This is a genomic window from Thermodesulfobacteriota bacterium (assembly GCA_040754335.1).
GTDB lineage: Bacteria > Desulfobacterota_D > UBA1144 > Nemesobacterales > UBA2774 > 2-12-FULL-53-21.
In genome coordinates, this window is sequence record JBFMCV010000005.1 from 221,986 (window position 1) to 243,482 (window position 21,497).

Sequence of the window (21,497 nt, forward strand, 5' to 3'; positions counted from 1 at the left end):
GGATTATCATGCATTTGCAAATATTATGTCAGGAGCCATCGCCTCATCGGAAGGAGCGGCAGGGAACCTCGACTGCACGGTTTAAGTCTTGATAGACGAAAAGAATTTGATGAGCTCGGCGGATACGTCTTCCGGTTTTTCCTCGGGGAGGAAGTGGCCGCAGTCGAGCGTCCCGCCACGGACGTCCGCGGCTTTCTCCTTCCACGTCTCGATTACATTGTAAGTCCGGTTTATGAACCCTTTGGCTCCCCAGATGACAAGCAGGGGGCAGGCAATCTTCTTCTCGAAGTCCTCCTCGTCGTGAACGAGGTCGATTGTGGCCGCGGCTCTGTAATCCTCGCAGCTCGCGTGAATAGCGGCGGGGTCGCTGAAGCATCTCACATATTCCCTCACCGCTTCTTCGTCGAATCGGGCTCCCGGCGCGCTCCAGCGCCTGAGCTTCTCCCTCAGATAATATTCCGGGTCGCAACCGATCATTTTTTCAGGAAGACCGTCAGGCTGGATAAGGAAGAACCAGTGGTAATACCCTGTCGCGAACGCCTTGTCGGCTCGCGTGAACATCGTGTGCGTGGGGGCGATGTCCATGACGCATGCGGCTTCTATGCGGTCAGGATAATCGAGAGCCATCCTGTGCGTGACGCGTGCTCCCCTGTCGTGGCCTGCCGCGAAGAAGCTCTTGTATCCCAGCGATTCCATGACCTCCACGCAGTCCTTCGCCATGGCGCGCTTCGAATAGGTGTAATGGTCGGGCGAGGATTCGGGCTTCGAGCTGTCCCCGTAACCTCTCAAATCCGTGCATACCACGTAGAAGTGCTCTGCGAGTGCGGGAGCGGTCAGGTGCCACATCACATGAGTCTGAGGATATCCGTGCAGCAGGAGAAGCGGTTTTCCTTCCCCTCCGTGGACGATGTTGATCGTCGCACCGGATGTTTCGATCTTCACCCTCTCGAATTTATCACCGAACATACCGGTTGATTACGTTACAACCGAATGGCGCGCATGTCGAGTAGCGGTGCCGGTTGTCCCTCACGTCGTCAACGGATGATCAGTACACCCATCCGAACGCGAGGTCGATTCCGCTCTCGCCGTTGAAATCGTCCGAGCCCAGCATCCGGTACGCGTAATCGAGCTTGACGAATATGGAATTGACGAACGTGTAGGAAAGCCCTCCGGTGAAGACCGTTCTCTCGTACCGCGGATTGTCGAAGAGGGTATCGCGCGGGTTGAAGAAGGTATCGTAATAATCGACCCTGACGAACGGCTCGAGCCTGTGCAGGTGATCCAGGCCGACGTAGGTATTTATGTTGTAGCCGATCTCGCCCCAGGACGAAAAAGCGTTATCCGAGACGGCAGTTCTGGGCACGTCCAGGTTGTTTGACAGCCTCTTGTTCCTTTCCGAGACTTCTTCCGCGTCCCACAGGTGTCCCCATATCACGTCGCCGCTCCCCCGCCACCTGCCGTGCTCGAATATCACGTGCGCGTCCAGCAGCAGTAACGGAGCATCCACGTCCGGCAGGTCGTCCTTGGGCCTGTTGGCCGACGTGTCTATTCCGTAATATGCGGACGTGCCGACCAGGAGACCGTAGTTGGGAAGCTTGAAGTCGACCCTCCCGACGAGCGCGAGGCCCGTCGCTTTTATCGTCTCGAATTTACCCTGATGGCCCCCTGTAATCCAGTTGAGCGAGCCGAAGCCCGTGGAGTCGAGCCCATTCACTACCTGGAAGGTCAGATCCCAGTTGTCGTTGACGTAATACTCGAAGCTCGCGCCCATCTCGTCCCATACCGCCGGTATGACGTTCGTCTCCGACTCCGGACGCCGGGCCGCGAGATAGTCCGTCGGCTTGTTGAGAAACGACATCAGGCCGATCGCGAGGTAGAACCGCCCGGCTTTAAGCTTGCCCCAATCGCTGAACTTTTTGCTCAGGTATAGCTCCTCTACGTTTACCTCCCCGCCCTTCTCGATTTCCTGCTCGTATTCTCCGAACTCCTCATACTCGATTTCGAAGGTCGACCCGGTGCCCCCGTGCTCGAATTCCACCTCTGCCTCGAACCCGAGCCCGGCGAACATCTCCCCTTCGAGCTCGAGCACGAACCGCGTAAGATCGAATTCAAGCCTGTTGTCCGAGCCCGACCCGCCGGGACGGTTCTGATTCGGACCGTAGTTGTACCATGAGAAAAGGATGTCCGCGTAACCTTCCCACGTAAGCTTGAACGGGCCTTCTTCAGCGAGTTTTTTATAAGGCTTGTCGCCCGCGTTTATCCTCTCGAAGAAGTCTTCCTCGTCTATATCCCTTTCATCTTCCTCTTCGGTGTATTTCTCTACCTCCCCCTCGTCTTCTCCCACTCCCTCCTTCTCCTGGGGAGAGGGCTTCGCGGTCTTGGGCTGCTCCGCCGTGAGCTCGTCTATGCGCTTTTCGAGTGACTGTATCTTTTCGGCGTTCTCCTTTTTCATCTTTTCGAGCTCTGCAGTCCTTTCCGCGTTTTCCTTTTTCAGCTCCTGTATCATCTCTTTTAATTCCTGAAACTCGTCCTTGCTTGGCGCGGCCTGTGGATATGCGGCCTCCGTGAGAAGAAAGGCCGTGAGACATATGCCCAGCGTGCTCAGAATTAAACTGTATATTTTCATGTCGTCTTCCTTAGAGTGAAGATAAAAATTTGATGAGCTTGTCGCGCTCGCCCTTTGGCAGGTTCATGAACCCGTCTTTCGCGTTTTCAGCTTCGCCGCCGTGCCAGAGTATCGCCTCTTCGAGAGTCCTGGCTCTCCCGTCGTGCAAATAGTTCTGCTGCCCGAGAACCGTTACCGTGAGACCTATAGCCCAGAGGGGCGCTGTCCTCCATTCGCGGCCTGTCGCCTGAAAATCCCGACGGTGGTCGGCGAGGCCTTCGCCCATGTCGTGCAGTAGCAGGTCGGTAAAAGGCTGGATTACCTGATTCCTTAGCTCGGAAAGCTCGTGGTCCCCTGTTTCCATCACTGATGCATGACAGAGACTGCATCCCAGATCGAAGAAGATGCTTTCGCCCCGGGGGACGTCAGGGTCGTCCGTTTCCGCACGAAGCGGAACGGCTAGGGTCTGGGTGTAAAAGGTGGTCAGCTCGAGGGTTTCCTCGTCGATTTCGGGGGCGGGTTCATTGCCCAGGATGTCGGGGCTCGAAACGCCCATGTCCTCTATGTATGCGGTCGCTGCCTGCTGCCTCAGGTTAGGCATGGAAGCTTTGTGACCGAACCTGCCGATCTCGGTCGTCTGTTTGATGTTGTTCCAGACCATGTTCGGCCGTCCTGATATGCCGTCGCCGTCCTCGTCGCCGGGGTCGGCCATGGCGAGTATCTCCTCCTCCGGTACGGCTTCGAGGAGGCCGAGGCCGATCACGGGCGGGGGTATCCTGACCGAGGTGAGGATGTTGCTGCCGAGGGGTTCTCCGTTTGCAAGCACTATGGTAAGAACCGGACGCCTAAGGTTATAAGGCGTGCCGTCCGGATACGTTCCGGTTACCTCCTCCCATTCCAGTGTCACATCCGCCTCGGGCTCGAATCCGAACGTGGCGTGGTCCTGTATCTGGTTCCCGATGCCCTCGACAGGGGGGTTGCCGCCCTGTACCGTCGGCGTGCCTTCGGGATCCGAGACCCTGACGAGAGCCATGCTCCGGAGGCCGGTATTTCCGAATTCCGGAAGCCCCCTGCCGTTCTTTATGTGGCACGACTCGCATGAAACGTTGTTGAAAAGCGGGCCGAGACCGGGATTGACGACTGCAGGCGGCGTTACGAAGACGTCGCCGAAAGTAGCGTCGCCCAGTGTGTGCTTGATCAAGGATTCTTCGGACAGATTCGCCGCTGGCTCTTCGAATGCGAACGAGGTGCGGTTGTCCACGCTGGTATCACCGCCGGCTTTTACAGTTGTATCCGTTTCCCCCGATCCTCCACTGTCGCAGGCGGCAAGAAGCAGGGCCGCTGCTATGATAAAAACAAAAAAAGAAACGAATTGCTTATAGAAATTCCCTGGTACAGTCTCACCTGTGTGAATCATGTTCCCTCACCCAACGAGCGGCGCCAATTCCGGCGATTGATTCGGAAGAGGCGCCGGACGTTAATTTATTGCTGAATTACCGGCAGGACTTCATTGTTGAGAGTATCGAAAGCCTGCCTGCAGGCTTCCTGGGCGGCGACGATCTCGTCCGCTGCGTCCGGGTCGAGAATCGCGTCACGGAACGGCTGGGGGATTGCCAGGATCGCATCAATTGCATCATTGATCTCATCTTCCATCCTCTGAGCAAGCTCCGGGTCTGACTCGGCTACGAGCTCGTCAAGCCCCGTGCCGATCAACCCTAAGCCCGGGTGGTCTCCGGTATAGGCGTGCAGCGCACCGCGAACGTCGTTCGCAAAGTCCTGGCGTGAGTTAAAGCTGAACTGGCTTTCGACGGCTTCCACGTCCTGGTTATCGAACGGCTCTGCAATCTTGCCGTTTGCGACCTCGTCGAGGATGATCGACATACCTTCGATTATCTGCTCAAGAGCGCTCACCTGAGAGGGGAATACGGAATTATTGCCTGCGCCTTTCATTATCTCCCCGAACGGCTCGTCCCCTCCGGCCCAGTCCGTGTAGAGCTCTTCAGAGGTACTTTCAATATCTCTTACGACTGATATGAGGTATTCGAATTCCCTTGCGCCGAGCTCGTCGACGTCAAAAGCGAAGAGGAGGTATTCCGCGGTGTGGAACCCCTTGAGCGTGGGATCAAGATTCCCGACAAATTCCTCGGTCAGCTCGGCATCGCTCGAAAGAACTGCGTCCAGGTCTGTCCTGTTGACAGGCCAGCTGTCGAGTGCGGGATCGTGGCCTTTGAAATCTACAGGCCCGAAGAGCCAGGACTCGCTCTGCTCCCAGGGTATTCTGGCTGCAAACCACGCTTCCCGGGCGGCTTCGAGGCTTTCTTCCGTCGGATCCGCTTCCAGGGCCTCGCAAGCCTCCCTTAGCGTAGCCGACCGTTCGCGTAAATGGTCGTAAGTGGGTATAACCACGTTATCTACATAGTCGTCGATTATACTCTGAATGAATTCATCGTTCGTTCCACCCCCGCCTCCACCTCCTGAATCATCGGACCCCCCGCCGCCGCAGCTTAAAACGAAAAGAATAGATACTATCGTTACCAGAATCCCCTTCTTGCTTAGCATGACAAATTCCTCCTCTTGAATTACAGGGCGCACCGGCCCTATAATAATATTGATTATGATAATCAATAACATCTTAACTGTATCAACCCGGGCTGTCAAGAAATAGTCAATAATATGAGAATGTTAGATGGAAATAATTATTATATGATAATGATTATCATTATAATTATCTTAATTTGACGTGCAATCATTGCATTTACATAAGTGAATTATCTGGAATTTCGATTAGTCCGGCGCTGAAAAAATAAAGGGATCGGCCGGACAAGGATGAGGACAGGACGGCCTCCGTATAGGACTGTGCCGGCGGCTCAGGAGATCGGCTTAAATGATGTAAACTGCTTTAGCAAGGTCTTCGAGATAGCGCTCTTCGGCGGAAGGAAATAATAAGTAAGCACGCACGATAACAAAGAATTGCAGTCTTGCATCTTATACTGTTTCAAAACGTCTAATTCGATATAATATTTCCGTTGTTTTACCCTCATAATGGAGAATGCCGTTAGAATCACAACACAGAAACGGATCACGAACGATTTCGACATGAGTGAAATAAGTGTCCTGGAATATGCGCCGCCACCGTTCATGTATATAAATCCGTCAGTCATTAGATTAAGTGTTATTCTGTCGCGAATCAGGCGGGACTCTCCAGTTTTGGAGAGATTATGATTGACTTATTACCTGTTTTTCTTGCGGCCGGGCTGCTGTTCTTCCTGTCGTTTGTCAATGGGGGGAACGATGTTTCGAAGGCCGTAGCCACACTCGCCGGAGCGGGGCTCGCTTCCGTCCGAGGCGCTATCGCATGGGGAACGCTCTGGACGGTGGCGGGCGCGCTCGCGGGGCTGCTTTGGGGCGGCTCGCTCATAAAAAATATCAACGGCAGCGTCTATGTCGAGTCTCATGATTTTTACATGCCGCTGGCACTCTCGGTATCTGTTGCGCCCATTCTCTGGGTCGCGCTGGCAACATGGCGAGGCTGGCCCGTATCCACGACTCACGCCATAGTCGGCGGGTTCGTCGGAGCGGGGTTAATGGCTTATGGAACGGGAGGCATCGACTGGCCCCACACCTTTTCAAAAATAGCGCTGCCGCTTCTGGCAAGCCCTTTTATAGCGATTGCTCTAGCGTGGTTTTTAGCGCCGGCGCTTGAGAAATCCGCCCGTCTTACCAATCGCGTAAGATTATGTTTGACCCCTGTGCCAAAGCTCTCGCTTGTAGCCTCACGCGGCGCTATAACTCGTCAGGCGGAGGCTCCTATAGACGATTGCCTCGTCTGCGACTGCGACAGCCCGCAGGCTGGCCTGACCCACGGCGTGACGTTGTCCGTCGACAATATGCACTGGCTTACCAGCGGAATGCTGTCCTTTTCACGAGGGCTGAACGATGCGCCGAAGCTGGTCGCCGTCGTCGTGCCATTCCTTATGCTCGGCGATCTTGCGGCCCCTGCGTGGCTGTTTATCTGGGGGGCGTTGGCTATGGGCGCAGGAAGCTGGTTCGCCGGAAAAAACATTACCGAGGTGCTTGGCTTTAATGTTACGAAGATGAACCATGAGGAAGGATTTTCCGCTAATCTGGTGGCCGCCTTTCTCGTGGTCGGGGCAAGCCGTTTCGGTCTTCCCGTTTCAACCACGCACGTTTCGGCGTCCTCGATCATGGGTGTAGGTCTTAGCCGGCAAAAGGGGCTTAACATAAATACGGTCAGGACGATGCTGTTCGCGTGGCTCGTGACCGTGCCGGCCGCGGGGCTGTTTGCCGCTCTCATTTATATGGCAGGTGCTTTATTATAATATTTTGTGGTGCAATATATTCTGCTCAGGCATTACATCAGGAGGCATCTATGTTTGCGGGACAGTCTCAATTGCCCGCAAAAAAGTCAGCAGGAGTTTTGTTTGCAATATGTCTACAGTACGTTTCTATCCAGCGAGCGGTACTGTATCGCTTCCGAGATGTGATGGGCAAGGACGTTTTCCGAGCCTTCGAGGTCGGCTATCGTTCTCGATACCTTGAGAATCCTGTCATAGGCTCTCGCGCTTAGTCCGAACTTGTCAATCGCCATTTCGAGGAGCTTAATACCCTTCTCGTCGGGTTTCGACACCCTCCTCACCATCGACGGGGACATCTGCGAGTTCGAGTGTATCTTCGACCTCTTGAACCTCGCCTTCTGTATCTCACGCGCGCGGTTGACGCGGTCTTTGATAAGAGACGAGCCTTCTCCTCCCGCTTCGTCCGCCAGCTCCTTGTACCTGACGGTGGGGACCTCAACGTGTATGTCTATCCTGTCGAGGAGCGGCCCTGAGACCTTGGCCCTGTATTTCTGAATCTGGATAGGGGTGCACGTGCACTCTTTCTGGAGATCCCCGTGATAGCCGCAGGGGCAGGGGTTCATAGCAGCGACGAGCATGAAGTTAGCGGGGTATGTGATCGAGGTAGAGGCCCTCGATATAGTAACCGTGCCGTCTTCCAAAGGCTGGCGCATGACTTCCAATACATTTTTACGGAACTCTGGAAGCTCATCGAGAAAGAGGACTCCGTTGTGAGCGAGGCTGACTTCTCCGGGCTTCGGTATCGCGCCGCCACCTATCAGACCCGCGTCGCTTATCGTGTGATGAGGGGCGCGGAACGGCCTCGTCGCGTATAACGATGAATGGTCGGGGAGGAGACCGGAGACCGAATAAATCTTGGTCGTCTCAAGCGCCTCCTCGAAGCTCATGTCGGGGAGGATCGTAGGTACTATTCTTATCTAATTTGGTAATCTTTCCTTCCTCAATAAACCTTTGCAAAATATCTGGGTTCCATTTTAATTTATAGTCACAAGTAGGACCTCCCGGTCCGTCCAGCTCATTATCCTCCTGATAATCCACAATGACTTTATCCATTAACATAGATTCAACTAGCAGTTTTCGGTCTTTTAAGTTTAAATTAAAAATAGCCTTTCTTATTTTGCTTTTGAGATTTCTGTTATTGTGTAAAAAATTCAAAATATCCTTCTCGCCTTCATTTAAAGAAACTAACTCTTGATATTCGAGTTTGGTGTCATCTAAACTACCTTTGAGAGCTAATATCTCGTCTTTGTTTATTCTTAGTCTATCATTTAACTCACCGATGTTTATTTCATCTTCTTCGGTTAATTTAAAGAGATTATTTCTTGCTCTCTCCTTTTTATTAAACTCCGATTCTAACCTGGCTATTGTTTCCTTTAATTGATTGATTTTATCCTCGTGTTTTTTAGAATTAAGCAGGTGCTCTAAGATTTTGCTCGGATTTAACGAAAACTTCATTAAAATATCGCTCCAAACAGCGTTTTCAATATTCTTAGTATAAATATAAGGCAGACTGCATTTCTTTTTGCGTCCCGAGGCTATCAAGTTCTTTTTACTTGTCCCCGCCCAATAACAACCATAATAGCGTGGTGCAGTGCCATCTCTTCTAATATTTCCTACTCTTGGCTTTATTCGTCCTCCACATCGTCCACATATAAGAACGTCACGCAATATTAAATCATCTGTTTTATCAGAACGTTTAGATTTGCGTTTATTAAATTCTGTCTGTTCTTGTATCTTATTCCATTGATTTTTAGGGATTAAAGGTGGTATCTGATAAGCGATATATTCAGAATTAGGTTTTTTCTTTTTACTTCTTTTTGAACCAGCCCCCCTTCCTCCATCTTCATATACGTACTGATTAACAATATAATTGCCATAGTAAGCAGGATTTTTTAGTATGTAACTAATTGTTGTGCTACTCCAATTTGCACGTTTACATTTAATTCCATTTTTCTTCAGCCTTATACACATGTCTTGAAAAGACATTTTCTGATTCAAATACATATCAACTAGCAAGTTATAAACCTTGGCTTCATCTTCATTGATTTCAAGCTGTTTCTTTTCTTTATTCCAGTAGTAGCCGAATGGTGGCTTGCCAATAAATGTGCGTTGCTCTTTCCACCTAGCCATCTTGTTTTCATGCATTTGCTCCTTAATAGTATCACGCTCCCATTCTGCTAATAGGGCTAAAAATCCAGCTATCATTCTGCCTGTAGTAGTTGTTGGGTCTATGTTTTCTTTTAAGCTTACTAAAGTTATACCGTTCTTTTCCATTTCATGAGACAAGTTCATATATTCTCTAGCATTGCGTGCAAATCTTGATAGCTTTGTGAAGATAACAACTTCGAACTTTCCTTGGTTAGCGTCGCTAATTAATCTCTTAAAATCAGGTCTGTATTCAATCTTAGCTCCAGAAATTCCCTCATCGGCATATATGCAGACTAATTCCCAACCTTTATCTTTAGCAAAGTCTTCTATCTGTTGCCTTTGTGTTGAGAGACTTTCACCTTCTTTGACCTGCATAGTCGTAGAAACCCTTATGTATCCAACTGCTTTCTTATGATTTTTGTTCATCTACCGCCCTCTTAAATGGTATATGCATAATTATACAATTTATGATTTATCAATCACCGTGGCCTCTCGGCAATCAACCCTATTAAACTTATTATACTCATGCAGTGAAGTTTGCGTTCGCAGGTATTTGGCTGAATTTTAGATGCATGATAATCCCTTTATATACAGGAGGTCGGAAACATCGCGAGGAAATGTTACAACCCGGAGCAGATAATAGGGCATTTAATCCAGGCAGATGTTCACTCTTCTCAGGGAAGAGCGTATCGGAGATATCCAGGGAGATAGGAGTAACGGAGAACACTTATTACCGCTGGCGAAATGAACAAGACGGGAAAAGGCAAGTGAGGACTTGCTCCCATGTGGAATACTAAATTATTAAATGCTGTCTTGCATTAATCCTTTAGTTAGCATCAAAATCAAAACTTGTTTTCAATTGAGCGAGCATATATGATGTGTTTATTTGAGGTAGTTTCTTTTGTGTTTCCAGAGTCTTATAGTGATTATGATAAAAACTGTGTTCCACACGTGATGGAAAATGTGAATTGAAGCATCTTGAATAATTATGTTTAGTAGTTCATTATAAAAAAGGCAAAGTGCAGAAATTATTAAGATTTTTGAGCACAGAATGCTTATTTTGAAGGAGATAATAAACAATGAAAAAACTAGCTATATTCACAGTGATATTGTGTGGATTCCTGGGTGGATGGGGAAGTTCTAGTGTTCCATCCTGCGATGATGAAAATATTAAAAAGGAAGTAGTTGCTATGGTAACAAGTCGCATGAAAGACCAATTAGTGCCTAGAGCTGTTATTGCGGCGGGAGACGCAGTATCTAGATTTTTTTTATATACCTATGAGGAATACGTAGTACTTAAGAATACATCCGAGGATGAAACAGAAAGGGAATTTGCAGCGAAAGTTGTTAGATTTATAGATGAATTAACGGCAAAAGTGACTATAACTCTAAAATATATTAGAGTAAATCAACGCTTTGATGATATTCAGAAAATTGAATGTGGTGGAAATATATTTTTCCTAAAAGACAATGATTTAAATACTCCTATTATATATACATTGCAATATACTGAGGATGATAACATTTATATTGAAATTTATGGACTTGAGTAGTTTTCTGCCCCTGCATATTAAGAATGGTGGGATGAGCTTGTATAAGAAATACAGACCGAATAATTTAAATGGTGTAATTCACAAGGGTGAGGCTTTAAAGATATAAAGAAATGTATTTAATAAGCCTAATCCGCGCATGCATAAATCTATAGTGACCCTCCATCGCCTGCTTAATTGTCTCAGTCTTGAACTCCTATATGTACTTCCGGTTCGAGATAGACTCCTCCTCTCTTGCTTCCAATTTTACCTCTAAATCTGTCTAGCAAACCGGGGGAAGTCCAATCCCATCTCCTTCGTTTCATGTCTACTCTCCCCCATTGTTTACTACAGATATTTTAATAGCTTATTTCCAATAGCCTCTTAATGGGGAGCAGTATAATCAAACTTATAATCTAGACCTTTTAAGAGTGGTAAGGTTAGTTTGTTAACGGAATGAAATATAACCCATACTTTTAACCAAGCCAATTTTCAAAAACACAGTATTGACAATAGATTATTCTAAGTGCGATAATGAGAGCCAACATTAGCAGGGAGGAGAGGAGTGTGATGTTAGGCGGGAAAATCACTGAAAGAACACTTTATCATCCTTTGATGCAAATTCTTAATGAAAATAATGCAAGTGGCATCAGTGAGTTAAGATATAATGGAGAGCCAGACATTGTTTTTGAATTCTTGGGTGAGAAATGGCTACTTCCAGTTAAAATTGGACAGAACAATAAGATTTTAACAAACAATTTAATACAAGCGGAAAGGCACAGAAGAGAATCCAGAATTAATAATTGCACTCTACTTTTTTTTCCAGATTCAATAAGAAAAACTCATCCATCTGAAGAAGCGGTCGAAAGAGCTGTTAGAAACAGCGAATGTAAAATAATTGTTCTTTCTGACTTAATACAAAGTGAATATATCAGTAAATTTCCTGAGTTCCTTTTTGAACTTTCTACTGAAATTCAAGTTCTTAAGAATCAGAAGCAACAAAAATATTTCTCGTTAGATTTTGTAGTCCCAATTTTACAAACACACCTCCAAGACATCATGCATAGCCTCAAACTTCAAGAAAGTCAAGTTATGCAGGTAGTAGCGGATAAATCTCTATTTAAATCTCTAGGACATATAAAAGCGGATGAGAATCAAGTAGTAAGATTTCTGGCAGCATATGTTTTTACAAGTCAAATTCTTTTCTTAAGGCTTTTTCAAAGTGCTTTGGGTAAACCGCAATTTATTCCGCCCGCTACACGTATAAAACTTAGAGACGCATTTAATGAAATTTTAGAAATAAATTATGAGCCTATATTTTCTATAGATGTTCTTGAAGCAATTCCAGATGCCTTTATTAAAGATACTTACGACCTTATACACGGTTTAAGGATTGAGAATATTAAGTACGAGCTTCCGGGACGGATTTTCCATGAGCTTCTTCCACCTGAGATAAGGAAAATGCTTGCAGCATTCTATACCAGACCCTATGCTGCGGATATTCTTGCGGGCCTATCCATCAATGATTATAACGCCAGGATTTTTGACCCTGCATGTGGTTCTGGAACAATATTGGTATCCGCATATAAAAGAAAAAAGCAATTAGCTTTTGATGAGCATCTTCTACACAAAAAGTTCTGTGAAGAAGATATACACGGTGCTGATATTATGCCTTTTGCTGTCCATCTTACTGTAACTAATCTTGCATCCCTAGATGTGGCGACAACAATAAATGAAACACGGATTACTGAAGCTGATAGTTTGAAACTATTTGTGGGTGACAAATATACCGCAGGAGTAAGAATAGGAGAACTTTTCCCAAGTTTGGTAAAGGGCAAAAAAGCCAAAGGAGGCGAACATGAGTTTAAACTTAACGAAATGGATGCTGTTCTTATGAACCCACCTTTTACTAAAGTGGAAAGAGGTATAGGGAAATATATCTTAATGAATAGATTTAAGGATGAATGCGGTGGAGAAGTAGGTCTTTGGGGGCATTTCATTTTTCTTGCGGATAATTTTCTGCGCCCAGGAGGTATATTAGGTGCAGTTATTCCTATCAATGTACTACGAGGGAGAGAAAGTGCTAAGGTTCGTGAATTTTTGTTCTCGGAGTATACCCCCCTTTATATCTTGAAGCTCGTAAATAATTATGCCTTTTCTGAAGGAGCAGAATATAGAGATATTATTTTTATTGCACAGAAGAAAAAACCATTGGATGGCCATAAAGTAAAATTTTGTCTTATTAAGAGGGATATAACGAAATTTTTAGACAAAGACATAAAATCCATTATAACGCAAATAAAAACCCAAGAGCATCTTCGTTCTAATGAGCTCGATATAAACTCTGAGACTGTTGCTGATATACGTTCTAGAATGGACAATTTGATGTGGTTTATAGGTATTTCTGATTTCGTGGGTAAAGATTCTATAACTCAATTTTTTCCTGAGATTCTCAGTAATTTGAGGAAATTCCCTAATAGTTATTCTAAAGAGGGATATAGATTTGCAGAAGGTATTTCTAAAGCCATTTTAGCAACAAGAAGATTAAGTGATGCCAGAGTTGAAAAAGCATTTTTGTTTTTTGATAAAGAGGACAAAAATAATATTTCTGCTCGAACACATAGTGGAATACATTACAGTCTTGAAAAGGATGCGTTTGTTCCCGGTCTGCGCACTACGGTTTCTTTAAACAATATGGATATCACAAGCTCTCTAGATTACATTGCCTGTTCTTCTTATAAGGAATTTTTGAGAGTTAAGAAAGCATGTGGATTTAATGGAAAAGTTAATTGGACTGTAATACAAGATGCCCTTTCTAAAATCAAAACAAATATTGCCATTGCTCGTAGAATTAATCCATTTTCTCCCAATATACATCTTGTCTCTTTTTTTTCACCGGTTTATTTCCATCCCGGAGACCAATTTAAAGTTATATTAGAAAACGATATTAATACCGCCAAGGCAATTTGTGTCCTTTTAAATTCAATATTATTTTTTGCTCAGTTTTTTCTTTTAAAGGAAGAGAGCACTGGACGGCAAGTAGATATAAGGGGTTCAGATTTTGATGAGATGTATCTATATCCGAATTCTAAATTACATATCACGTCCCTTGCTAAAATATTTAACAGATTTAGCAATGTTGACTTTCCTTGTCTTGCTGAGCAATTTGATAAAAACTTTTTTGCCAGATATGAAGAGTGGTGGGAAAGAGAAATGGATAGGGGAGAAAAACACCTGATTTCTGTGTTAAACAAATCAGTGTCCCCTTCGGATGTTAGAATTGATTTTGATTTAGCTGTATTAGAAGCATTGGGTATATCAGTAAAGAGAAAGGAACTAATTAAGCTTTATGAAATCTTTGTAAATGAAATGATTATAACAAGGGGACTTAAAAAAGATTGACTCAATTTGTAAGTTCCCCTAAAAGCAGACATGTGATAAGTAGGACTGTCTGTCAAAATGAGCCTCACCCAAAAGCTGTACTGGGTAAATTTGAGATTCCTGGCTTTTTGGAATGCATTTTCACATACTCCTGCGGCGTCAGATTACCCAAAACCCAAAATATCTTATAGAGAATATAAATAATCTATAAAATATCCTTGTCTATAGAGTAATATTCTATATAATATTAGCCATAGACTATACAATTTGCGGAGCATAAAATGAATTCTACCACTTATATCATAGACAGAGAAAAGATTTTAGACCTAGAACAAAGAGCAAGGCTGATAAAAACATGTCGAGACAAGGCTGAACTGGATTTACTGCATGGTCGTGAAACATGGGTAAAACGTTACATGTTGGTTGATATAGCATTATTTACTGGTTTACGGGTAGCTGAGATTGCTAATTTAACAATCGGTGATATCAATATAAAAGCCAAAGACCCCTATCTAATTGTTAGGAAAGGGAAAAGGGGAAAAAAAAGAGATGTTTATTTGGATAAAGAACTTGTCACACATATTAAGTTTTTTATCAATTGGAAGAATAAGACAATGATGGAAAAAGTTGACGTCGATTGTCCTCTATTTACTGGTAGAGATGGAAAACATTGTGCAGTAATAACCCTGATGAAATCTTTTAAAAGAGCCATCGAAGATTCAAACCTGCCTTTGCATTATTCAATACACAGTGCACGGCATACATACGCAACTTTTTTATTACACGCTACAAACAATCTTAGATATGTTCAGAAACAACTTGGACATAGTAAAATAAGCATGACTGCTTTATATGCAGATGTATTACCATCTGAAAATGGTAACCTAGCTAATAAGATTAGAAACAATAATCAAAAATATCAGGGAACGCTGTGAAATGCTCGGTGCAGATACCATCATACAACCAGCCGTCAGTGTCCTAGACAGCATTAGTTATTTCAGTAGGAACGACCTCGTGCTGACCTATCATAATCCGGATTTAGTAGTTTGTTTCGCCAAGTCGTTTATTCAAAGTGCTATCCCTACATACATGTTTAAGAGGGCTGAGCTTAAAGGAATAGAGACTAAGGCGGTAGATTATGAGAGTATCTTAAAACGTGATGCATTTGATATTCAAATAAGACCTGTACCACATTGACCAGGTTACACCCACACCCTGAGTATCATTGGTTGCATTGAATTAATGTCATCATTCTCCATCAGGGCGCATTGAAGTACACCATCCATAGGTTTACACTATCTCCATAACAACCCCGAAAGGAGGCTGCTTGGTCTTTGCGGACGGCTTATACGAGTGGATAAACTAAATGCAATACTGACAGAGAAAAGACACGTAACTTCTGCATACCATGCACATTTAGGAAGGTATTGGAGACTTTATGGAGAATCTAGATTACTACATGCACCGTTAAGTTACTCCGCCTTTGAATTTCGCTTAGCTATGGAACGCTCTCTTCTTGAATTATTCTATCTTATGAGCGACCGAAAACTCTCTGATGAAGAATTGAACTATGATTTCGGTCAAGTTCTTAAATCCATTTATAAATTTCTAGGTGGGAGAAAAGTCGGTAAAAAAAGATTAATGCGTTGGATGGAATTTAACTTATTATATCAGAAACTTCTAGGCACTAAATTGGGCTATCCGAAAAAAAAAGTTGCCATAATCGACGTTGAAAAAGTGAATAAATTTTGGTGCAGCTTGAGCAAATATTGCCATCGCCAATTACTACCAGAATCTACTTGGAATGATAAGAAATGGATATTAGGGGGATACAAGTTATTAAATCAGGTCGAGACCTACATTTGGGAAATTATGGTAAATTCAAGTTTAGGTTGGCTTGACCCAAATTCTCTCCCTCCAGAAATACAGGCAGTGGTAGAAGATTTTATAATTGAGCGAATAGACATCAAAATCCTAGAAGGTAGATTGCAATTAATGATTCCAGTATTGATGCAAAGAGGAATAAAAAGAATCAATATTATTACTCTTACGACATAAGATATTATTTATTACAGGTTGCAAGTAACCTCTCCATCGTCTATAGAAGACATCATAGTGGGTTTACGGATAAGTCCTTAATATGTATTTCACGGCAAAAATTCCGAGAATATCTTCCAGTTATTTTCCCACCTCGAATCTAAGTCTGTCGGAAAGAATCTCCTCTCCCAGTTAGTAGTTCCATGAGCATGATGTTTGATACAAGCTTTGCCTACCTCTTGTTTTAAAGCAATCCAATATCGAGGGCTTTCATTAGTCTTAGGTGAACCCAGCCACACAAAAACAACGTACAGATTACTGTTTGGTAGTTGCATCCAAGATTCCGCACTTGCGCTAAGGATAAAAGTTGAACTCCTATCTGGATGACAGGATTTTACTTGAATAAACCCTAGCAATGTCCCGTCTTTTTTGCCAATGATTATGTCATCATCCGAAAAGTTCTCAGGCAATAGTGCATTGGGAATACCCCGTTTCGACAACTCGGCGGATACATACAACTCACCAGCGTGCCCTCCTAACTTTTTAATCCATTGTGGTGTCCTAGCCATACTTCACCTCATTGTACATATATTGGCTCATTCGTACTTAATAATTTCCCAGAATCGAAGGGAAAAAATACGCAATAGCCAACAGTATGATGAAAGCTATAAAGGATGATACTAATGAAGCAGATGCCCTATTCCTATAATCCGATGAAAAAATATACAAGTATGGATTATCCTTGTACCTTTTATCAATTTTTCCTTTCTTTGTTGTGTGTTCATTTTGACCACCAAACACTATTAAGCAATAAACTATAAAACTGACCCCATATGTAAAAATAATAACTTCATAAGTACCTGTAATCTGTTGAACTATAATCCCATATCGTAATACTCCCCAAAAAATTCCAGGTAATATAACACCAACCATAACATTAAAAAATGGACCTCCAGTATTAATTAGATTTAATATGAAGAGCATTGTAATCATTAATAAAATACTTATAAGTATTGACATTGGTTACCCCCATGTAAGATAAGATTTTGATAGAAACAAGAACATCTTCCCGTGGTGCGGATACCGGAGGTGCAGGAGCTCATGAACTATCACCACATCCCTTTTCTTCTTAGGTTCTTCCAATAAGTGTGTGGTGGCATACATTTTCTCCATAAATGTGGTGACCTTAACTAATCTAACTCCAAAACCTCTGAATCACAAGAGACTGTCATAACTCACAAAAATCTCTTTATAAAGGATTCAGCATGCTATAAGAGAATGCTTGTTATTTAATCCCTTATGTTTTAAAATGCGTGTATCTTCTTAGCCAAGGATAACCATCATGAGAAATGTATCTATCATAACCCGAACTATAATTTTGGTAACCATCTTTACATTTTTCCTTTTCGTTCACTTCGCAAGCTCACTGGAATTCTTCAATATCAATGGGGTAACTTACGAACTACAGGAAATTGACATCGGAAGACAGCTTGGTTGTAGACCGGGGACATTTACTGCTGTGGTTATAAGGAATTCTGAATCCCAAGAAGAGCTATGGTCTTACCCCAGCTCGACTGAGGTAAAGCAGAACTACTTTCATAACAATGAGTGCCCTTCCCTTGGAGCCGGTTACAAGGAAATAGAACGTATTTGGAAAAGGGGAGAACCTAATAATGTGGATTTTATGGTTAAGTCGACTCGTTGTGCCGCAGCTTGTTATACTGGTTTGGTAACAATATTCCGGTTTGATGGGAAGAATGTAACACAGGTTTTAGCTTTGAACGAAAAGTACATAACGGTTGATTTTATGGAGCCTGATTTTACGGCAATATATCAAATATATGATGGGGAATGCAACGCATGTCCTACGAAATGGGGTCGAGATGTATATAAGTGGAATGGGCAAACATATAAGCGTATTAAGAGTCAGGTCTCTAAAACAAAGAGTGCTGAGCCACCATGGGAACATCAATTGCCAGAATTGAAGTATTAAACTATGACAAATAGAATTACCAAACTTATAACATCCAACCAATATCATCTGTGGACCGACGCTCTCCATGCAAGAGCACTAGCTAGGCAGTCTGACAATGAATGGGACAGAGGGGCATATGTCAGATGGGCTGTGAACACAGCTTGGACAGTGTTTGAAGTAGTATGCGAGGATGTAACAGGTGCATCTGGATTAGGGAATAGATTTAAGGATAATCTCAATGAAGCTCTCGCAGATGGTGGGTATCCAGTTATTAAATGGGGAGAGGGTATATGGCAGAGAGTGGCTAATCTATATGAGGAGCGTAAAAGGTATACCCATAGGGGTATAACAGACGCTGATTTATTCCCCGAATTATCGGTGGCCGAGAATGCGATTTCCGTAATAAGAAAAGCTATAATCAACATACACAATCACGTAAGCAAGGAGCCACCGGATTGGGCTTACGATGACGCTGATTATGGTTTGATTGAAAGTGGAGCAAAATTATTTTCACCTAGTATACATCTTACACATATGAACGCTAAAGAATTTCCTCACGAGGACTCCATAAGGATAGTCATTGTATCCCAAGGGAAAGAAACTGAAACTGACGTTTTTCCACCAGGTGCATCTTATCAAGCTCGTATTGAAGAGTTGATTAAGGGTTCGAATGTTCCAATGACTGCTATTAAGGTTTACCAAGGTGATACTTTAATTGAGGAATACGATGTACGGATAAGAGGTTCGTGAGGTGTTAGACACCCTTTATGAATAGTTCTCTGCTACTCCCCATTTATAAGCTCTCGTAAGACTTTGGAATGTGCTAATTTCGGTGGCAAATATTAGCGTAAGCAGGCTTATACGGCGACTTTTTACAAAAGTAGGGGGTTTGTGCGTGTTTAAACTTAAAAACCGTTTTAAGCGGCTAATTTGGGGATTTAAGTAGCAGTGAATTTGAATGAAATAAAGATGTGGATGGTGACAAGATGTTAGCGGTTATACAGCCCCCCCTAATTTATCCTGTCCGTGTTTTAAAGGAACCGGGAACGAGCGGGAAAGGTCGCTTCATCAGAGTGTACTAACACTGCCTAGTCCATGGCTTATTTGCATCATCTTGTTAAATTGACTCTAAAAGGTATTTAGTGGAAAAACAGTCAGGAAATCGAATAGAATCCGCCGAATAGTATTTATTCTTCACTAGGAAAACGAAATGAGCAAACATTATTCTCATTTACAAGATTAACAAAAGTACTCCATAGCAATAGATACAGATTGATTAGTGCACAGATTCTTCTAAATCATTGGAGAATTATCTGGAGTATCTAACTTGGAAGGTGAACCGCTTTCTGAGGAATTGACACAGATGGCGTATGCTAAAAAACGGATTGATACACGAGAAAATTATCATCAACCTAATACTGATATTGGATGTAAGATATTCGTAAATTCTTTCAAAGATACAAACAGAAAAATTAACTATTCAGTCTGTAAGCATCCTCAGAATAAGAAATCGTCTTATTCCCCATTATGATAACGCATCTATCAAAAGGGGCATCAACACCTGCCGTTGTCAATTCATTTGAGGTCATCATCCGCCTGCCTCCGATGTTGTATACCCCATAAAAGACCATAGATAAATGCTACTAAGCTCAACTTGTAGTTTACAAGAAAAATCAACTCAAATATTTCATTATTATGATATACCTATACTATTCAAGAGAGGAAAATCCTCAACTTGTTTCGGTCTGAATGTAAGTAGCAATCGACTAACCCACTAATTCAGTGGTCTCGAATGCAAATTTACCCCTCTCGTTCTATTCGAGGGATGAAAATATCAGGTTCAACCCCTTTGCGGATGTGCTTCGTCATGTAACGAATTGCACCCCCGGCTGGGTCGTAAGGCTTTATCACTGCATGCCCATTAACAATCCGGTCAAGCAAAGGTCCAGCCTTATCTTTTCGTTGTCCGTTAGTCTTCCAGAGCTTAGCCATGTACTCCCTGTTAATCTCTTTTAGCCCTTTAGCACCTAGCAGGGCGTGAAAGTGAAGGATTCCCCTTTTCTGATACTCTATAGAGAGCGCATACCGAATGCCAAGCCCTTCCTGTTTATACTCCTCGCCGAAGAGTTCAAGGTTAAGAGACTCAAGCCACTTCTCGAATCGCTTCTTAGCAATCCAGGGCTTTATCTCGTCTCGAAATGTTAAAGTGACAAACAGGTCGTAGTCATAACGAGAGATAAATTCTCGCCAGGCCTCTTGCAAATCGAGCTTTATCCAGCCTGTTCTGAGAGGCTCATACTCGCTTTGTTTTTGCTTATTCTTAGGCATATTATTACCTAAGCTATTACCATTCCACTTATTTCTGCTTTTCACTCTCATTCCTCCCCCTCTTTATCTGCAAATTCAGTAAGTTTTTTAAATTTAAATCCCATGCTCACTACTCCACTAGGAAAACGCGATAAAATTTTTTAGGCCCTTAGTATCTATCTAGGCGTGAAATTGCAATATGTGCCCCGCTTGTGATTCACGTAAGCGACCGAATACCGACTGATTCAAATTAATACTGTTCGGGATATTTTTACTCACCTTTCCCTCTGCTTATATTCAAATCGCATCTGAATGTCTTTAACCAATTTTCAAAATCCTGTATTGGGATTAAAACTTTTGAACCGTATTTCAACATAGGTAATTCTCTTCTAGCTGAGTGTCGATATTATGTCCATTTACTCAATCCAGAGTACTCCGCAGCTTCGGAAATCGTCATATATTTTTGTTCCATAAATACATCTCCGGCGGCTTTTTTGGCCTATTTGTTTTGCCCCTATACTTTTATTGTACTCATGGGTAGACGTTTGGATTTCCTAGTATTTATAAAATAATAAAAATTTGTTTTGGATTCGCGTTGACCCGGGTTTTGACGTTTACTTCAAATAAATGCATTCTGAATACTCCTACACTTAGAGATGGGTGAAAAGAAAAATCTCTTACAGTCACTTTCTTAGTGGTTTATTTTGTGAGAAGAGAAGAAGATAGATTAGATTAAAATAGTAGGGACTATTTGAGGGAATTAATATTGGCTGGGGCACTAGGATTCGAACCTAGACTGATGGATCCAGAGTCCATAGTACTACCATTATACTATGCCCCAGTAGACCTTAAAGTATTTATAATTATGCCTTTTCCGTCAAGTATCTTGATAGCATTCGCCCATTTGATAAAATAGAACTGTAGAAAAACAAGCGAAAGGAGATATTGCATGCCCGCTAAAACTCTTACCGTAAAGGCGAAAAACAAGGAAGAGCTCAAAAAAAACGTGGAAAAGGCTTTAAAAGAAGCGTCCAAACACGGCATGATTTTTGTAAAACAGGGGTATAAGGAAAACAGGGTCAAAAAATCCAGGGGCGAATACGAGATTGAAATCGAGGTACACTCTTAAACATAAATCA

At 43.4% G+C, this 21,497-nt stretch carries 19 protein-coding genes and 1 tRNA gene; 9 read left to right on the plus strand and 11 right to left on the minus strand.

What is annotated here, in order from left to right:
• Positions 1-81: 81 nt before the first annotated feature.
• From AB1598_11960 to AB1598_11975, 4 genes are all read right to left on the minus strand, one after another.
• Positions 82-966, minus strand: a complete 885-nt coding sequence (locus tag AB1598_11960; GenBank protein ID MEW6145723.1) for an alpha/beta hydrolase — start codon at positions 964-966, stop codon at positions 82-84.
• A 79-nt stretch (positions 967-1,045) separates the two neighbouring features.
• On the minus strand, positions 1,046-2,626 hold the full coding sequence (locus AB1598_11965; GenBank protein MEW6145724.1) for a porin: 1,581 nt from the start codon (positions 2,624-2,626) through the stop codon (positions 1,046-1,048).
• Positions 2,627-2,636: 10 nt separating this feature from the next.
• A complete protein-coding gene (locus AB1598_11970) occupies positions 2,637-4,022 on the minus strand; it encodes a di-heme oxidoredictase family protein (GenBank protein ID MEW6145725.1) in 1,386 nt (461 codons plus the stop codon).
• Between the two features lie 65 nt (positions 4,023-4,087).
• Positions 4,088-5,164 carry an imelysin family protein gene (locus tag AB1598_11975; GenBank protein MEW6145726.1) on the minus strand — a complete coding sequence of 359 codons (1,077 nt, stop codon included), beginning with the start codon at positions 5,162-5,164 and terminating at the stop codon, positions 4,088-4,090.
• 659 nt (positions 5,165-5,823) lie between these two features.
• Between AB1598_11975 and AB1598_11980 the strand changes: the two genes are divergently transcribed.
• Positions 5,824-6,945 carry an inorganic phosphate transporter gene (locus AB1598_11980; GenBank protein ID MEW6145727.1) on the plus strand — a complete coding sequence of 374 codons (1,122 nt, stop codon included), beginning with the start codon at positions 5,824-5,826 and terminating at the stop codon, positions 6,943-6,945.
• Positions 6,946-7,058: 113 nt separating this feature from the next.
• Here the strand turns inward: AB1598_11980 and AB1598_11985 are convergent, their stop codons facing one another.
• The gene (locus tag AB1598_11985) at positions 7,059-7,868 is read right to left on the minus strand and encodes an ATP-binding protein (GenBank protein ID MEW6145728.1); all 810 of its coding nucleotides are present in this window, start codon (positions 7,866-7,868) and stop codon (positions 7,059-7,061) included.
• Positions 7,846-9,555, minus strand: a complete 1,710-nt coding sequence (locus AB1598_11990; GenBank protein MEW6145729.1) for a recombinase family protein — start codon at positions 9,553-9,555, stop codon at positions 7,846-7,848. The genes AB1598_11985 and AB1598_11990 overlap by 23 nt, the downstream gene beginning before the upstream one ends.
• Positions 9,556-9,746: 191 nt before the next feature.
• On the opposite strand from AB1598_11990, the gene AB1598_11995 reads away from it, so the two are divergent.
• The 5 genes from AB1598_11995 (at position 9,747) to AB1598_12015 (ending at position 16,097) form a co-directional block, all read left to right on the plus strand.
• On the plus strand, positions 9,747-9,926 hold the full coding sequence (locus tag AB1598_11995; GenBank protein MEW6145730.1) for a transposase: 180 nt from the start codon (positions 9,747-9,749) through the stop codon (positions 9,924-9,926).
• A 282-nt stretch (positions 9,927-10,208) separates the two neighbouring features.
• Positions 10,209-10,682: a hypothetical protein gene (locus AB1598_12000; protein MEW6145731.1), complete on the plus strand. Its 474-nt coding sequence runs from the start codon at positions 10,209-10,211 to the stop codon at positions 10,680-10,682.
• 546 nt (positions 10,683-11,228) lie between these two features.
• Complete coding sequence (locus AB1598_12005; GenBank protein MEW6145732.1) at positions 11,229-14,060, plus strand: N-6 DNA methylase; 2,832 nt, start codon at positions 11,229-11,231, stop codon at positions 14,058-14,060.
• 260 nt (positions 14,061-14,320) lie between these two features.
• Positions 14,321-14,974 carry a tyrosine-type recombinase/integrase gene (locus AB1598_12010; protein MEW6145733.1) on the plus strand — a complete coding sequence of 218 codons (654 nt, stop codon included), beginning with the start codon at positions 14,321-14,323 and terminating at the stop codon, positions 14,972-14,974.
• 418 nt (positions 14,975-15,392) lie between these two features.
• Positions 15,393-16,097 carry a hypothetical protein gene (locus tag AB1598_12015; GenBank protein MEW6145734.1) on the plus strand — a complete coding sequence of 235 codons (705 nt, stop codon included), beginning with the start codon at positions 15,393-15,395 and terminating at the stop codon, positions 16,095-16,097.
• 89 nt (positions 16,098-16,186) lie between these two features.
• Here the strand turns inward: AB1598_12015 and AB1598_12020 are convergent, their stop codons facing one another.
• The 3 genes from AB1598_12020 to AB1598_12030 are packed head-to-tail and all read right to left on the minus strand — an operon-like array spanning position 16,187 to position 17,249.
• On the minus strand, positions 16,187-16,645 hold the full coding sequence (locus tag AB1598_12020; protein MEW6145735.1) for a hypothetical protein: 459 nt from the start codon (positions 16,643-16,645) through the stop codon (positions 16,187-16,189).
• A 37-nt stretch (positions 16,646-16,682) separates the two neighbouring features.
• Positions 16,683-17,096, minus strand: coding sequence for a hypothetical protein (locus tag AB1598_12025; protein ID MEW6145736.1), 414 nt, complete (start codon positions 17,094-17,096; stop codon positions 16,683-16,685).
• A gap of 3 nt (positions 17,097-17,099) precedes the next feature.
• On the minus strand, positions 17,100-17,249 hold the full coding sequence (locus tag AB1598_12030; GenBank protein ID MEW6145737.1) for a YgjP-like metallopeptidase domain-containing protein: 150 nt from the start codon (positions 17,247-17,249) through the stop codon (positions 17,100-17,102).
• Positions 17,250-17,418: 169 nt separating this feature from the next.
• Here AB1598_12030 and AB1598_12035 point away from each other — a divergent pair, with 169 nt between their 5' ends.
• Complete coding sequence (locus AB1598_12035; protein MEW6145738.1) at positions 17,419-18,069, plus strand: hypothetical protein; 651 nt, start codon at positions 17,419-17,421, stop codon at positions 18,067-18,069.
• 3 nt (positions 18,070-18,072) lie between these two features.
• A complete protein-coding gene (locus tag AB1598_12040; GenBank protein MEW6145739.1) occupies positions 18,073-18,801 on the plus strand; it encodes a hypothetical protein in 729 nt (242 codons plus the stop codon).
• Between the two features lie 1,050 nt (positions 18,802-19,851).
• Here the strand turns inward: AB1598_12040 and AB1598_12045 are convergent.
• Both AB1598_12045 and AB1598_12050 read right to left on the minus strand, forming a co-directional pair.
• Entirely contained in the window at positions 19,852-20,424 is a 573-nt protein-coding gene (locus AB1598_12045; protein MEW6145740.1) for a hypothetical protein, read from the minus strand.
• A gap of 701 nt (positions 20,425-21,125) precedes the next feature.
• Positions 21,126-21,199 (minus strand) — tRNA-Gln (locus AB1598_12050).
• Between the two features lie 108 nt (positions 21,200-21,307).
• Between AB1598_12050 and AB1598_12055 the strand changes: the two genes are divergently transcribed.
• A complete protein-coding gene (locus tag AB1598_12055; protein MEW6145741.1) occupies positions 21,308-21,487 on the plus strand; it encodes a hypothetical protein in 180 nt (59 codons plus the stop codon).
• Positions 21,488-21,497 lie beyond the last annotated feature (10 nt).

Coding starts and splice junctions, on each gene's coding strand:
- AB1598_12025 (MEW6145736.1), bottom strand. CDS start 17,096: ATGTCAATACTTATAAGTATTTTATTAATGATTACAATGCTCTTCATA.
- AB1598_11985 (MEW6145728.1), bottom strand. CDS start 7,868: ATGAGCTTCGAGGAGGCGCTTGAGACGACCAAGATTTATTCGGTCTCC.
- AB1598_11995 (MEW6145730.1), top strand. CDS start 9,747: ATGTTACAACCCGGAGCAGATAATAGGGCATTTAATCCAGGCAGATGT.
- AB1598_11965 (MEW6145724.1), bottom strand. CDS start 2,626: ATGAAAATATACAGTTTAATTCTGAGCACGCTGGGCATATGTCTCACG.
- AB1598_12030 (MEW6145737.1), bottom strand. CDS start 17,249: ATGGAGAAAATGTATGCCACCACACACTTATTGGAAGAACCTAAGAAG.
- AB1598_11975 (MEW6145726.1), bottom strand. CDS start 5,164: ATGCTAAGCAAGAAGGGGATTCTGGTAACGATAGTATCTATTCTTTTC.
- AB1598_11980 (MEW6145727.1), top strand. CDS start 5,824: ATGATTGACTTATTACCTGTTTTTCTTGCGGCCGGGCTGCTGTTCTTC.
- AB1598_11970 (MEW6145725.1), bottom strand. CDS start 4,022: ATGATTCACACAGGTGAGACTGTACCAGGGAATTTCTATAAGCAATTC.
- AB1598_12005 (MEW6145732.1), top strand. CDS start 11,229: ATGTTAGGCGGGAAAATCACTGAAAGAACACTTTATCATCCTTTGATG.
- AB1598_12010 (MEW6145733.1), top strand. CDS start 14,321: ATGAATTCTACCACTTATATCATAGACAGAGAAAAGATTTTAGACCTA.
- AB1598_12020 (MEW6145735.1), bottom strand. CDS start 16,645: ATGGCTAGGACACCACAATGGATTAAAAAGTTAGGAGGGCACGCTGGT.
- AB1598_12040 (MEW6145739.1), top strand. CDS start 18,073: ATGACAAATAGAATTACCAAACTTATAACATCCAACCAATATCATCTG.
- AB1598_12000 (MEW6145731.1), top strand. CDS start 10,209: ATGAAAAAACTAGCTATATTCACAGTGATATTGTGTGGATTCCTGGGT.
- AB1598_11960 (MEW6145723.1), bottom strand. CDS start 966: ATGTTCGGTGATAAATTCGAGAGGGTGAAGATCGAAACATCCGGTGCG.
- AB1598_11990 (MEW6145729.1), bottom strand. CDS start 9,555: ATGAACAAAAATCATAAGAAAGCAGTTGGATACATAAGGGTTTCTACG.
- AB1598_12035 (MEW6145738.1), top strand. CDS start 17,419: ATGAGAAATGTATCTATCATAACCCGAACTATAATTTTGGTAACCATC.
- AB1598_12055 (MEW6145741.1), top strand. CDS start 21,308: ATGCCCGCTAAAACTCTTACCGTAAAGGCGAAAAACAAGGAAGAGCTC.